The sequence below is a fragment of the Mesorhizobium sp. WSM4840 genome (genome assembly GCF_055811755.1).
Genome location: NZ_JBVVQD010000028.1, coordinates 1 through 14,364, shown reverse-complemented (window position 1 = coordinate 14,364; position 14,364 = coordinate 1). Strand labels below are relative to the sequence as shown.

General features: G+C 61.3%; 10 protein-coding genes. 5 read left to right on the top strand and 5 right to left on the bottom strand.

Going from position 1 to position 14,364, the window contains the following annotated elements; translation table 11 throughout:
* Window positions 1–21: 21 nt before the first annotated feature.
* Window positions 22–1,503 carry an ABC transporter substrate-binding protein gene (locus AC0L3I_RS28385; protein ID WP_473529083.1) on the bottom strand — a complete coding sequence of 494 codons (1,482 nt, stop codon included), beginning with the start codon at window positions 1,501–1,503 and terminating at the stop codon, window positions 22–24.
* 130 nt (window positions 1,504–1,633) lie between these two features.
* Window positions 1,634–2,914, bottom strand: a complete 1,281-nt coding sequence (locus AC0L3I_RS28380) for an acetylornithine deacetylase/succinyl-diaminopimelate desuccinylase family protein (protein WP_473529082.1) — start codon at window positions 2,912–2,914, stop codon at window positions 1,634–1,636.
* A 241-nt stretch (window positions 2,915–3,155) separates the two neighbouring features.
* Between AC0L3I_RS28380 and AC0L3I_RS28375 the strand changes: the two genes are divergently transcribed.
* Window positions 3,156–3,581 (top strand): L,D-transpeptidase, encoded by a 426-nt coding sequence (locus tag AC0L3I_RS28375; protein WP_473529081.1) that lies wholly within the window; start codon window positions 3,156–3,158, stop codon window positions 3,579–3,581.
* Here the strand turns inward: AC0L3I_RS28375 and AC0L3I_RS28370 are convergent.
* Together AC0L3I_RS28370 and AC0L3I_RS28365 are read right to left on the bottom strand one after the other, a co-directional pair.
* Window positions 3,578–4,243 carry a hypothetical protein gene (locus tag AC0L3I_RS28370; RefSeq protein ID WP_473529080.1) on the bottom strand — a complete coding sequence of 222 codons (666 nt, stop codon included), beginning with the start codon at window positions 4,241–4,243 and terminating at the stop codon, window positions 3,578–3,580. The two genes, AC0L3I_RS28375 and AC0L3I_RS28370, sit on opposite strands and share 4 nt — an antisense overlap.
* Window positions 4,244–5,647 (bottom strand): selenium-binding protein SBP56-related protein, encoded by a 1,404-nt coding sequence (locus AC0L3I_RS28365; protein WP_473529079.1) that lies wholly within the window; start codon window positions 5,645–5,647, stop codon window positions 4,244–4,246.
* Between the two features lie 248 nt (window positions 5,648–5,895).
* Between AC0L3I_RS28365 and AC0L3I_RS28360 the strand changes: the two genes are divergently transcribed.
* From AC0L3I_RS28360 to AC0L3I_RS28345, 4 genes are all read left to right on the top strand, one after another.
* Window positions 5,896–6,978 carry a substrate-binding domain-containing protein gene (locus AC0L3I_RS28360; RefSeq protein ID WP_287187388.1) on the top strand — a complete coding sequence of 361 codons (1,083 nt, stop codon included), beginning with the start codon at window positions 5,896–5,898 and terminating at the stop codon, window positions 6,976–6,978.
* A gap of 83 nt (window positions 6,979–7,061) precedes the next feature.
* Window positions 7,062–9,317: an ABC transporter permease gene (locus AC0L3I_RS28355; RefSeq protein WP_473486558.1), complete on the top strand. Its 2,256-nt coding sequence runs from the start codon at window positions 7,062–7,064 to the stop codon at window positions 9,315–9,317.
* Window positions 9,310–10,089, top strand: a complete 780-nt coding sequence (locus AC0L3I_RS28350) for an ATP-binding cassette domain-containing protein (RefSeq protein WP_473486557.1) — start codon at window positions 9,310–9,312, stop codon at window positions 10,087–10,089. The genes AC0L3I_RS28355 and AC0L3I_RS28350 overlap by 8 nt, the downstream gene beginning before the upstream one ends.
* A gap of 441 nt (window positions 10,090–10,530) precedes the next feature.
* On the top strand, window positions 10,531–10,917 hold the full coding sequence (locus AC0L3I_RS28345) for a YHS domain-containing (seleno)protein (RefSeq protein ID WP_258117745.1): 387 nt from the start codon (window positions 10,531–10,533) through the stop codon (window positions 10,915–10,917).
* On the opposite strand, the gene AC0L3I_RS28340 is transcribed toward AC0L3I_RS28345, so the two are convergent.
* Entirely contained in the window at window positions 10,914–12,827 is a 1,914-nt protein-coding gene (locus AC0L3I_RS28340) for an adenylate/guanylate cyclase domain-containing protein (RefSeq protein WP_473529078.1), read from the bottom strand. The two genes, AC0L3I_RS28345 and AC0L3I_RS28340, sit on opposite strands and share 4 nt — an antisense overlap.
* Between the last annotated feature and the right edge of the window lie 1,537 nt (window positions 12,828–14,364).

The following is a 14,364-nucleotide window of genomic DNA, read 5'->3' as shown; positions in this document are numbered from 1 at the left end:
GGGGAGGACCGCTACGCTGCCTCACTCCGTCCACTTTACCTTGGTCAGGTCGTTGGCCTGGATCGGGGCGTTTTCCCAAAAACCTTCGAGCTTGGCGTCCCAGACGCCGGCTTTCGGCAGTTCGTAGAGGAAGCCGACTACGGCATCGTCGGCCAGTATCTTCTGCGCCTCGCCGAGCAGCGTCATGCGCTTGGCCTCATCGGAGGTGAGGCTCAGATCGGCGATGCTCTTGTCGAAGGTCGGGTTGTCGTAGTTGAAGTAGTAATCCTTGCGCGAATAGATATCGATGTCGTTGGGCTCGGTGTGGGAGACGATGGTCAGGTCGTAGTCCTTCTTGGTGAAGACCTGGTCCAGCCACTGCGCCCATTCCACGGGCACGATCTGCAGATCGATGCCGACATCGCGAAGCTGCGACGCTATGATCTCGCCGCCAAGCCGCGCATAGGGAGGCGGCGGCAGTTTCAGCGTCGCCTTGAAGCCGTTCTCCAGGCCGGCTTCCTTCAAGAGTTCCTTGGCTTTCTCGACATTGTGCGGATAGAGGCCGGTGAGGTCGACATAGGCCTTGTTGGCGGGCGACATATGCGAGCCGATCGGCACACCCAAACCGGCCGAGGCGCCGTCGATGATCGCCTTGCGGTCGAGCGCAAACGAAATCGCCTGCCTGACCTGCAGTCTGTCGAAAGGCGGCTTCTTGTTGTTGATCGAGAGAATGGTTTCGCCCTCGGTCGCGCCGATCACCACCTTGAAGCGTGGGTCGTCCTTGATCTGGGCGACACTGTCGGGATCGGGGAAGAAGGGAAAGGCCTGGATGTCGCCGGAAAGCAATGCCGGCACAGCGGCAGCGGCATCGGGAACAATGCGGAACTCTGCCTTGTCGAGGGACACCGGGGCGCCCCAGTAAGTGTCGGACTTGATCAGCGTGATCGACGAGCCCTTGGCCCAGTTTTGGAACCTGAACGGGCCGGTGCCGACAGGCTTTTCCTTGTTGGTGTCGGCTGTCTCCGGCGCGACGATGACCGCGTCGCCCCAGCCCATATTGTAGAGGAACGAACTTTGCGGGTTCTTCAGCGTGATCTTGACCGTCGCCGGATCGGCCACCTCGACCGTATCGATGCCGGCGAACAGGCCCTTTTGTGCGTTGACGGAGTTGTCGGCACGGGCGCGGTCGAGCGAGAATTTCACGTCGTCGGCGTTGAAGTCGGTGCCGTCATGGAATTTCACGCCGGTGTGCAGCTTGAAGGTGTAGACCTTGCCGTCGTCGGAAATCATCCAGCTTTCGGCGAGATCCGGCAGCACATCGCCGTTCGGACCGATGCGGGTCAGCCCCTCGAACACATTGGCGTAAAGCACTTCGTCGATCGCCGCCGCAGCACCTGCGGTCGGATCGAGATGCGGAGGTTCGAGCGTAATGCCGATGACCAGATCGGTCCGCGCGGCAAATGCCGATGTTCCGGCAGACAGCACCAGGGCCGCGGCGGTGAGAATGGTTTTCCACAATTTCATCGTGCAACTCCCGATATGCTCAAAAACATGCTCAAAACCCGGTGGATAGAAGCGTGATTTCACCAACGAGTAAATTGCGTTTCGTGTTTTCCGGCAGCGCCGGCAGGAATGTTTTTTCGCCCATCACCGACTACCGAGCGCCCGCGCCCCTCAGTAGCACGTTGAGCCCGATCGCCATCACCTTGGCCGATTCGACCATGTCTGATATCCCCACCCATTCGTCGGGCCTGTGGGCGAGGTCGAGAATGCCCGGGCCATAGGCGATGCAGTCGTAGATGTGACCGATGCCTGCAATGTGCTTCTGGTCGTAGGTGCCGGGCGAAATCACATAGTCGGGCTCGCGGTCGAATATCTCCATGATGCCTTGCGCCACCGCCTTGACCACCGGCGCATCGCGCTCGGTCATCAGCGGCAGCACCTCCATGAGATCGCGGATCTCGTAGTCGAATTTCTTGCGCTCGCGCTTCAGCCGGTCGAGGATATCGGTCACCTCGCTTTTGACCGTGCCGAGGTCCTCTTCGAGCAGGAAGCGGCGGTCGATGGTCAGCCGGCAGGAATCGGGGACGTTGGGCGAGGGCAGGCCAGGCCGGAAATCCTCGGTCTGGCCGCCGTGGATCGAGTTGATGTTCATGGTCGAGCGCTTGGCCCCGTCGGGCACGACCGGCATGCGCGTGACCTTGCGGTCGAGCGCCGGAAACAGCTCGTCCTCGAAGGCCTTTAGCACGGCACCCATATGGCGCACCGCGTTGTCGCCGAGGAACGGCATCGAGCCGTGCGCAATCTCCCCCTTGGTCTCGATCTCCGCCCACCAGACGCCGCGATGGCCAAGGCAGATGCGGTCCTTGTTCAACGGCTCGGGGATGATGACGTGGTCGACCTTCGGCTTGGAGAAATAGCCGAGCTTTGCCAGATGGGCGACGCCGCCGAGGCCGCCGGACTCCTCGTCGACCGTGCCCGATATTTCGATGGCCCCCGGAAAATCGGGGAAGACCTCCATGAAGGCCTCGGCGGCGATGATCGACGAGGCCAGGCCGCCCTTCATGTCGCAGGCGCCGCGGCCATAGACCTTGCCATCCCTGACAATGCCGGCGAAGGGATCGAGGCTCCAGCCGTCGCCGGCTTCGACCACGTCGATATGCGAGTTGAAATGCAAGCAGGCGCCGGGCGAGCGGCCATCGAAGCGGGCGACGACATTGACGCGCGGGTAGCGGTCGGTGTCACCGGGCGTGCCTTCGGCGCGGATGAATTCGACTTCGAAACCGCGCTTCTTCAGCCGCGCTCCGACGTATTCGGCGCATGGCCGATAGGCTTCGCCGGGCGGATTGATGGTCGGAAAGCGAATCAGGTCCGCGGTCAACGCGACCAGGTCGTCGACCCGATCACCGACCGCTTTCAGGAGCCGTTCATTCATTTCGTTCATTCGGCGAATTGAGCAGCCAACGATGCGCTTTGGCAAGCCTGTTGGCGGGTTCGCGCCTTAGTTACGTGGTTACGTGTCGTCACGGCAACTATCGCGGGAAATCGTTCAAATTCGCTGCTTTGGATTGGTGAATTCGTCAGAGGTGTGTGGTTACCTCATTCACTTGCGATTAAAAAGATGAAGAATTGCGTGAAGGCAAGCAGGCAAGGGGCAGTCAAAGGGGTTTGATCGCATGAAAAAAACCGTTTTCATGGCGGCACTGGCAACGATGCTGCTCGGTTCTTCGGTCGAGGGCTGGGCAGCCAAGCTGGTTGCAAGGATCGACGTGTCATCGCAGACGATGACTGTAAGATACGGTCAGGCGGTTTACCGATGGCGCGTATCCACGGCGCGCAAAGGCTATATCACGCCGCGCGGCAGCTACCGGCCGCAACGAACGGCACGGATGTGGTATTCGCGCAAATACGACATGTCGCCGATGCCTCATTCGGTATTCTACCGCGGCGGCTACGCCATCCATGGCACCGGCGCGGTAAAATCTCTCGGGCGCCCGGCGTCGCATGGCTGCGTGCGGCTGCACCCGGCCAATGCCGCCGCCTTCTATTCGATGGTGCGGCAAGCCGGCTTCCGCAACACGCGGATCGTGGTGACCAACTAGAGCGCGGAAAATACGCCGATCGCCCCGACCAGAACTAGGCTTAGCGCCCAGACCACATCTAGGTCAAACCAGCTTTTCGAAAGAAACCTTAATCCCAGCCACCGATAGACGCCGAAGGCCAAAGCGCCGCCCGCAGTGATCATCGCGCCGGTGTGGACCGCTGCCACGCCGATCGAGAGCGCTGCAGTTCGTGCAATGAGGGCGGTCGCGGCACGGTGCCCAGCATCCGTTTCAACGACGCCGCACAGGCCGAGGTAGATCGGCACCAGCATCAGGCCGGCGCCATGCGCGACGGCGACCAGAAAGGACCAGAGCGCCAGTCGCGACGGCGGCACGCGCGCCAGAAATCTAGGATGCCGCCGGTTGAAGAGCAGCCAGACTCCGAGCGCGACGACAATTAGACCTGCGCCAACGCGGATCTCGGTTTGCCAATCAACCAGCACGGTCATCAGCGCGAAGGGCAAGAGGACCACCGTCATGGCGACAAGATGCCCGAACGCCAGCGCCAGGAGTGCGCCCGGCAGCGCATAGGCCCGCCGTTCCATCAGGGCGGCCGAAACAGCAAGCGGCCAGCCCATACCCGGGTTTACGCCATGGTAAATCCCGCTGGCGACCACAGCAAACCAGAGGCCGGCTGTGGTCGAAAGGAGTTCGGGCGACACCTAGACCGATGGGTAGCAGAAACTGTCGGTAGAGCAGTCGCCGCCTTCAAGTCGGATCTGGTGCGTTCGATAGCCTTTGGGGAACTCGACGAAGAAGTTGGTGTCGAGCGTCAGGCCACCATTGGCGCCAACATCGGCCTTCACCATAGCCCCGCCGCGCTCGCCGGGATAGAACTGATCGTCCCAGGTCGAATAGAGCGAATTGGTCCAATAGACACGCTTGCCGTCGCGGCTAATCTCGACCATCTGTGGCCCATAGCCGAAGACCTTGCCACAGGGGTGCTTGGTCTTCTTGACGATCCCACCCAGTTCGACCTTGCCCACCAGAACCGGCTTCATCGGGTCGCTGACATCGTATTGATGCATTTCACCCGTACCCCAACAAGCCACGTAGAGATATTTGTCGTCGAGGCTGAGGTCGATGTCGGTGACCAGCGGGGGCACCGCCGAGAAACCCTTCAGAAGATCCGGCAGATCGTCGGCATTGGCCGGTTGAGGCGGGATGATCGCCGTCTTCTTGGCCTGGAACTTGCCATCTGCGTCGCGCCACCAAGTCCAGATCGAGCCTTCGAGATTGGTGGTATCGACCACAACGCCGCAGAAGCCGTATTGCTGGACTGGATCATGCGCCGGGCGGATTTCGAGCGCCATTTGGTGATTGGCGCCCAGATCGATCGTCTGAATGTTCTTACGCGCACGCAGATCCCAGAAATGCATGCGGTGGCCGTACTTGTTGGACAGTAGATCCTCCGGGACGATGCCGTTTTCGAACTGCGGCGGCAGGGCCCATTCGGAACTGACCATGTAGTCGCGCGGCAGGTTCCACCAGAAATCGTAGTGCTTGTCCTGGGCGCCACGATCTATCTCATAGCGGCCAATGACATCGAAGGTCTGGCAATCCATGATGAAGATGCCCGGAGGACCGTCGGTACCGTCCTTGCCGCCGCCGCCCAGGGTCGAGACATAGATGCCCTCGGGTCCGCAGTGGATCGTATGCGGGCGGGAATAGCCCGTCTTGGCAAAGACTTCTGCGGGTTCGATGATCTTGTGAATCTTGGCGGCCGTCGGCCCGCCCTTCACATCAATTATGTAGATGCGCGACGAACGCATCCCCGGAATGATCAGATAACGACGCTCCAAAAAGGCGTGGCCAGTCAGTGGTGATAGCGCCGAAGAACACGCATTCCAGCCGAAGTGATGAAACTCATCGCCCTTGTTTGGCATGATGACAGTGTGGACGATCTTGCCGAACTCCGGCGAATTTGGATCGACATTCACCACAGCCAGGCCGTCGGGTTGCGAGAAGTCCGGGCTAAGCATCAACGTGTAGGCCAGAGTTTCCGGCGGCCCTTCCATAGCCAGCTTCGGTGACGCATAGAATGTGGGGTCTGGTCGCAGATTCATCGCGGTATCCTCCCTACGCGTTTGTGAAACTTTATTCTTGGTGCTCTCTGTGTCGCTCCCTTTTGAAATGCGGCCCAGGTAGGGATCATAATACACCAAGTCTCCTCGTCTGTCTGACACCGCGTCGCGCTAGCACTATTTACGTGGGCAGGCTTTGGGCAGAATATACGGGGTGGGAGGAAGCATTCGGAATCCTGAATAAATGCGCCCGAACGGCTTCCGACCGTTGGTTGCAAGGGAGGAAAATCATGAAACGTATTTTCTCGCTCGCGGCGTGTGCCGCGGCATTATCGCTCGGCGTATCGAACGCCTACGCACAATCGGGCGGCGTCGATAAGGCGGTCGGCGGCTACAGCTTCGAAGAAGCCGCAAAGGAGGCCCCCGGTACCAAGGACTTCCATTCGGCCGATGGTCACCTCACTTTCGCTATCGTGACACACACTGCCGGCAATGGCTTCTTCGATCCGGTCTACGTCGGCGCGACCGTCGCCGGCAACCTGATCGGCGCCAAGGTCCTGCTGCTCGGCTCGGAATCGCCGACCGACGACCCTGCCCGCGAGATCGAAATCCTGAACCAGATCGTGCAGGATCCGACGATCGACGGGCTGATCATGACAACGCCCCAGGTCGGCGCCTATAACGACATCGTCAAGGCCGCCGAGGCGAAGGGCATACCGGTCGCTACGACCAATTCCTTTGACGGCACGATCCTCAACCGCAGCGGCATCGGCCACACTGGCCAGGACGCCTCCGCTGCCGCAATCGCCGGCGAGGCGCTCGTCAAGTGCCTCGCGGACAAGGGTATCGAGAAGGGTTCGATCGTCCTGCCGTCGTCGACCGCAATGGGCAACATCGAGGTGAACAATCGCGTCACTTCGGCTTTCAACGCCATCGTCAAGGGCTTGAGGGATGCCGGCAAGCTTGATGCCTTCAAGGTCGACGCGGGTCCGGAGAACACCGGTATAGACACCAATCCGAATGATCCGGTGAACGGCATCGTGACGCTGTTCGAATCGCGCGGCGATGTCGTTGGCGCGTTCGCCGGCAACAACGTGTTCACGCCGGCGCTTGCCAAGGCCGTCGCTCAGACCGGAATGACCGGCAAGATCTGCGCCTACGGTTTCGACCTGGGCCCGGCCCAGCAGGATGCGATGAAGAGCGGCGATCTGACCGGCGCGCTCGGGCAGCAGCCCTTCTTGCAGGGCTTCTGGCCGGTCATGCAACTCTATCTGGAGATCGATCGCGGCATCGCGGCGGCCAACCTCGACACACGCGCCCAACTGGTGACGAAGGAGACCGTCGAGGACGTCGGCAAGCGCTTCGAGAACTGAGTCCACTCGGAACGTCTGAAATCATTGCGGGAGGGCGCAGGCTCTCCCGCAATGCGGCAGCAGGAAATCGACCAGAAGAGACCATGGCGCTTACCGCGACCACATCGCTCGGCCGTGCGCCGTCCCAGATTGTCGGCGGCTGGGAGGTGGGGCTCGTTGCCTTGCTTTTGCTGCTCTATCTCGGCGGCGCTCTCGTCAATCCCGCGTTCTTCGGGTCAACAGGAGCGTTTCACTCGCTGCTCCGCGACACCTCGCGGGTTGCCATCATCGCGGTCGGAGTGACCTTCGTCATCGTCAACAAGGACCTCGATCTTTCGGTCGGTTCAACTTACGGCCTAGTCGCCGTCGTCTTTGCCAGGCTGTTCGCGCCGAACTTCCTTGACCTCGGCGTCGTCACGTCGGCGATCCTCTGCCTGCTGCTCGGCACGCTTATCGGGCTGATCAACGGCGTGCTCGTCACCATCCTCAAGGTGCCGGCGTTCATCGCCACGCTGACCGTCCTCTTCATCGGCCGCGGCTTCGTGCTGGCGCTCACTCACGGCCAGGCGATCTACTACCCTGCCAAGGCGACCGGCTATCCGGGTTTTTTTCACCTCGGCGAGACCAACCTCCTCGGCTTCAACAACCAGATCGTGATCTTCCTCGTTGTCGCCGTGATCGGCGCCTATGTGCTTGCCAAGACGCGCTGGGGCTACGAGACCTTCGCCACCGGCGGCAACGAGCAGGCGGCGTCCTATGCCGGCATCCCGACCAACTGGGTGCGCATCCGAGCCTTCCTGATCTCCTCGCTCTGCGCGGCGCTGGCCGGTTTGATGTCAGCTGCCCAGGACAAGGGCGTGACGCCCCTCTACGGCGTCAGCGGTGAGCTGACCGTCATTGCCGCCGTGATCATCGGCGGCGCCTCGATCCTCGGCGGCCGCGGCCGGGTCGCCGGATCCTGCCTTGGCGCCCTGCTGGTGGTGCTGCTCGACAAGGTATTGCGCGAGGGCTGGCCGATCACGCGCATCATCAAGATCGGCGACGAGGAGATCACGGTCAATGCCGTTTTCTCGCTACCGGTCGGCGCGGTGCCGGTGTTCCTCGGGCTGCTGCTCGTCGTCGCGGTGCTCATCGAGCCCTATCTCATCCGCCGCCAGGTGGCAGGGCGCCTCTGGGCCTGGCTCCGCGACCGGCCGCCGCCACCGGCCTACGAGATCGGCGGCATCGCGATCGAGGGGGTGCAGACCAAGGGCGCGATGGCGACCGACATGGCGTTGTCGGCCACCGGGTTCGGCAAGTTCCTCGCCCGGCGCGACGCGCTCGCCATCATCCTGACCGCGCTCCTGTGGCTGACCGGCCTCGCGCTGCGGCCGGACTACTGGTGGAACCTGTCCAACAGCTTCGCGATCTTGCTCAACTACACCGAGCTTGCGCTGATCACCATCGGACTCACCTACGTCATCGCCGCCGGCGATATCGATCTCTCCGTCGGGGCGGTGCTCGCTCTCGCCGGCAGCACCGCCGCCTATTTCCTCAAGGTCCTCGGCGCCGACCCCGTGACCGCCGTGGCAATGGGCCTGCTCGCGGGCATGTGCGCCGGCCTCGTCAACGCGATCGTCACCGTCGGCTTCAAGCTGCCGGCCTTCATCGCCACGCTCGGCATGTTCTACATCGCCCGCGGCCTCGCCGCCTGGTTCGTCGCCGGGCAGCAGCTCACCGGCTGGCCCGAGGGCTACAACCTGCTTGGCCGCAAGGTGAACGATATCCTGCTGCACTACCGCATCTCGCTGCCGGACGGGCTGCTGCGCTCGATCGCCGAGGTGGTGAGCGTCCAGACCATCTGGATGCTGTTGGTCGCCCTCATTGCCGGCGTCGTGCTCGCCTACATGCCGTTCGGGCAGAAGGTCTATGCGACCGGCGGCAACATTCGCGCCGCCGCTTATGCCGGGATCAACACCAACCGGGTGCGGTTCTTCGCGCTCATGCTGGCGGCGCTCTGCGCGACAATGGCCGGGATCATCAACGTCGCCTACTTCCGCAGCTTCAACCCGGTAGCCGGCCAGTTCCGCGAGCTCGACGCCATCGCTTCGGTGATCATCGGCGGCGGTTCGATCTTCGGCGGCTACGGCACCGTGATCGGGGCGCTCGCCGGGGCGGCGGTGATCACCCTGATCCGGGCGCTGCTGCAGCTCAACGTCCAGGGCTTTACCATGCCGCAGCACTGGATCAACGTCTTCATCGGTGGCATCCTGATCGTGGCGGTGCTGATCGACATCTGGGTGCGCCAGGCCAACATCTTTGGCCGCCTGCGGGCGCGCCTCGCGCGGCGCACAAAAACGGCGGAGACCACCCATGCGTGACCCGACCACGCCTGCACCGATCGTAGAAATGCGGGGCATCGAAAAAGCCTTCGGTGCGGTGCAGGCGCTCCGCAACGTCGACCTCGTGCTCTATCCCGGCGAGATCCTGGGCCTCGTCGGCGACAACTCGGCCGGCAAGTCGACGCTGATGAAGATCCTGACCGGCGCCTACCAGCGCGACGCCGGCGAGGTCTTCGTCGCCGGGCAGCCGGTGCACTTCAAGAGCCCGCACGAAAGCCGCGACGCCGGCATCGAGATGATCTACCAGGATTTCGCTCTTTGCGGGAATATGGATGTCGGTCAGAACATCTTTCTTGGCCGTTGGCCGCGCAGGGGCCTTTTCGTCAATCGGCGGAAAATGTACGCGGAAGCCGACAGTGTGCTGAAGCGGCTCAAGGTCGACGTGAACTCCGTCTATCAAAAGGTCGAGAGCCTTTCGGGCGGCCGCCAGCAATCGGTGGCGATTGCCCGCGCTATCTCCTTCCAGCCGCGCGTGGTGATCCTCGACGAGCCGACCGCCAATCTCTCGGTGATGGCGACCGAGCGGCTGCTCGAAACCATGCTGGAACTGAAGAAGCAGGGCGTTGCCCAGATCATCATCTCCCACCGCCTCGTTGACATCTTCGCTGTGGGCGACCGCGTGATGGTGCTGAAGCGCGGTGAGAACGTCGGCGATCGCTACATCAAAAACACCGACGAGCATGAGGTCCTGGAGATCATCGTCTCCGGCACGCGAGAGCATGCACTTTCGGCCGATGAGGCAAGGCTTTGACCGATCAGGATCACTTTTCTCCTGGCGTCGCAGAAATGCGGCTAAAACCACCCGCTCTAAGTCCATCGAGATTGTGGCCCGAGATTGGTCGTTCACTCGAAGAATGCCGGATGTCGGGTAAGGGTGGGAAGCAGTCCCTCAATGCGATGAGCACGATGACCGCGATGCGGACTAAGCAGACGAAGAATGGAGCCCGGCGCCCCTGCAATGGGCGCTGGCCTCACCACACTCGAACTCCGAAAATCTCCGAAACGTGTTGCGGCCGAGCGCTACAAGAGCGATAATTAGTGCCCGAACGGAATGACGCAGACGGCTTCGCTTGCCGCGGGGCTGGTAGCGGCCCGGGACGGTCAAATCAGGGAATTCGCCATGCACAATGTCTCTCGGCGAAATGCCATTCGCCTCGTTCTGGCGGTCACAGCCGCCCTGTTTGCGACCTCGATGCCCTCTTTTGCCACGGAAGCGGTTCCGCTGGCGATCAAGGGTTATGACCCGGTCGCCTATTTCACCATCGGAAGCCCCACGCGCGGGCTGCCGGAGATCGAGTACGAATGGGATGAGCACCGCTACCTCTTCGCGAACGCCGAACATCGCGAGCTTTTCAAGGCCGATCCTGTTCGCTACGCGCCAGAGTTCGGAAATTTTTGTGCAATGGCGCTGGCCCTGGGCGAGCTCGACGAGGCCAACCCGGAGAACTGGCTGATCAGCGACGGAAAGCTTTATATTTTCGGCAAACCGGCCCCGATGGGACCCGCGCTCTTCCAGCAGGACCTTGCTGCGAACATCGCGAAGGCCAACCAGAACCGCGCGCTACTTCAAGGACATTAGCGGTTCATTCTCTCGGCCGGTGGCAGGTCGCCTGTGACGGGGTAGAGGCGGGCCTTGCGGAATCCGTCGCGCAGATGTTCGAGATCGCCAGAGCTTAGAAACTTGGTTCCGAACTCCTGCGGGTCGAAGGTTGGGTCGATGCGGCGTATCATCGTCACGACACGCGCGGCGTCCTCCGCTCGATCGTCTTGTGCATAGGCGGCCGCCAGCAGGATACGGCTGAAGTTCGCGCCTGCGGTTGTTCGAAGACTAAGTTCCGCCTGTTCGATCGCCGCGTCGTAACGCCGTTTCAGATAGTAGGCCAGGCTCAGCGCAAAGCGATCGATCGCATTGAGATCGGGGTCGATACGCTGCGCCTGCTCCAAGGCCTCGATCGCCGCATCCGTCTGTCCCAGCCACAACAGGATGGTGCCGCGCCCGGCGAGGCCGTGAGCATCGTTCGGATTGATCGCAATGGCGCGCTCGATCTCAACCTCTGCCTGGTTGTATCTCTGACGAAAGAGGTGGATGTGGCCGAGAGTGATGCGCGCGCGCACGTCGGAATCATCAAGGCTCAGCGCCTTGATTGCCAGTTCCTCGGCACGGCTCAGGAAGGCGGTTGGCGATTCCGCCCAGCCCATCGAGCTGGCAATGTGATAGGTTTCGGCAAGTGCCGCATATGCAGCAGCGTAGTTCGGGTCAAGCTCGATGGCGCGTCTGAGCAGGGCGCGCGCCTCCACATTGTTTGCATGCGTCGGGCTCTGCAATGCCGGCCTGGCGCGCAGCACGTAATCATAGGCTGCGAGATTTTCGGTTGGCTTCGCGAACACCCGATTTTGTTCGATCTGGGTCACGCGAATCGCCAGGACTCTGACGATGCGAGTGACAATGTTGTCCTGCAGCGCGAACACGTCCGCCAGCGCCTCCTCGAAGCGTGCAGACCAAATCACCTGTCCCTGCCTTGTGTCGACGAGTTGCGCGATGACCCGCACGCGGTCGCCGGTCTGGCGGACGCTGCCTTCGACCAGATAGCTGACGGCGAGACCGCGGCCGATCTCCTCCGGGCTTGCGGGCTTTCCCTTGTAGGGGAAGACAGCGTTCCACGACATCACGGTCAGCGCGGAGAACCGACCCAGTGCGTTGATGATATCCTGCGTCAATCCATCCGCGAAATACTGACGAGCCGAATCGTCGCTCTGGTTCAGGAACGGGAGAATGGCGATCGCGGGTTTCGTGCTGACTTCAGCACTCTTTGTGAATTGATCGCCAGAGCGCAGAATGCTGAGAAATTTCCACTCAGAGCCAAGACCGGCCCACAGCGCGCCTACAATAAGCAAAATCATCAGAGCCAGAGCGGCGAACAATCCCCGGCGCCAGCCGGCGGGCGCCGGAGCGGCCGTGGCGTCGAGCCGCACGCGAAATGCGCGCACCGGCCGAGCGATGTTCTTGAGCTTCTGTTCGCCGATATCCTCAAAGGCAATGTCGAGCTTGCCTTGCACGTCTTCCTGCACGCGGCCCGAGACGCAGATGCCGCCAGGCTCCGCGAGCCCCTCCAAGCGAGCCGCCACGTTGACGCCATCCCCGAAAATGTCGTCATCCTCGATGATGATGTCGCCGACATTGATGCCGACGCGGAACTCGATACGTTGTCCTGCCGGCACCGCGACATTGCGTTCCGCCATGCCGCGCTGGATCTCGACGGCGCAGCGCACGGCCTCGACCACACTCGCGAACTCGACCAGCATCCCATCGCCGGTGGTCTTGACAATCCGCCCGCGGTGTTCGTTGATCTTTCGGTCGACCAGAGCACGCCGATGCGCCTTCAGCTGGGCGAGCGTACCTTCCTCGTCGTTGCCCATCAGCCGGCTGTAGCCGGAGATGTCGGCCGCTAGAATGGCCGTAAGTCGCCGCTCTACATGCTCGGTTGACAATCCGACTCTCCCCCGTGCGCTTCGGCCACCTTTTTCCGATAGCTCTGGGCTAAGCACTACGGAACCTCGGGCTCCGTAGTGCTTAGCCCCAAGGAGCCCCCAATCGAAGGCGAGCGTCGCGCCCACCGCTGGGGCGGTGGAACCGCGAACGCTATGACCTGCTCGGCCACACCCTCACCGATCTTTTGGCCCGCAACCACATCGGAGCGAAAATGGACCCCGGCCCACATGCGCGCGTCGGCCGCCTGCTTGGCCGTCACGCTCCATCAGCGCGGAGTAGCCCAGCACATCGGCAGCAAGAATGGCAGCAAGCTTGCGATCCACGACGGCGTTCTTTAAGACCACCTATGCCCGAGGAATGCACCATAGCAGAAGTCGGAGGCATTGTATCGCCGCAAGGCCCTTTGCTGTGCATGCACCGGAAGGTCTGGAATGGGCTCAATTGAGACGTTCATCGCCTGCACCGCAGATGACCGCTTGGGGTCGTGAGCCGAAATTTCGCGCGTTGGCTTCGGACACGTTATTGTTGCCCCATCGCTATCCGGGGGGAAGTGGATGAGCATCGTCCAAAGGGTCAGTCCAGTTCTAGATTAGGCGATTACCGCAACCCTCAATAGGGCAGACTATGGGGACACCGTCTCGATTAAAGCGGCATTGAACCAAATTCGGCAGGCTGCGCCTGATTTGGTCGCATCCAAGACGAGATAACCGAGGCTATTGTCGAGACGGCTACTGCCCTGGGCCTGTTCGTAGCTTTCCGTTCAATCCAGCGTAGTTAGCTGATATCGCTCGGAAGCTCCTAGCAAACATTTCGGACCTTTTATGGAACTCTTCAGTAATCGATGAGTTACGCACAAAACTAAAGGTAACCGTTATGGCAACTCGAAATGGGGATCATGCCTTCCGGGAATTGATCAGTTCGGAAGATAATCGTCGGAAGCTACGTAAGCGATTGAGCATGGAGGCCGACCAAACTCTGCCACCAAAGCTTTTCGCATTAGCGGTGGAGCTTCAGAAGCAGCTTGAGCGGCGAGAGCAGGAACTGGCCGACGAGAACCCCGAGCAGCCCTAAGTTGCCCTCATGGCGAACTGAACACCACTGAAGGGGCGCATCAGCGGCCTCTTTAACATCTGTGCCAGCTCTCTGGGCCGCTGCCCGCCTCGGAGTTGTCGAGGCAATTCAAGCCTTAGTCAGAAGCACGACCTGTCGTTGGCGGCCCCGCGTCGGCATCGCAACCAGAGGTAGGCAATCGCTCGGCGATCATGTGAGCCGAGGTTGGCAAGGTCGAACAAACCGCCGATGAGGTGTGTCCGACGTCGACTTCCAGGGATGTTGGAACTGGCATTCATCTGGGGAATTATAAAGCTCACAAGGCTAAGCAGATGCCGCTTGGCAAACAGACTCGTCAGAGCAATCGAAGCGTCAACCGTAAGAGTTGCAAAACCACCTGTGCAATGTGCGGTTGCACTTACCCGGATACACAAGAAAAACAATATAGGGAGGTTATCATGATCAAGTTGCAGTCAGTTCTATTTT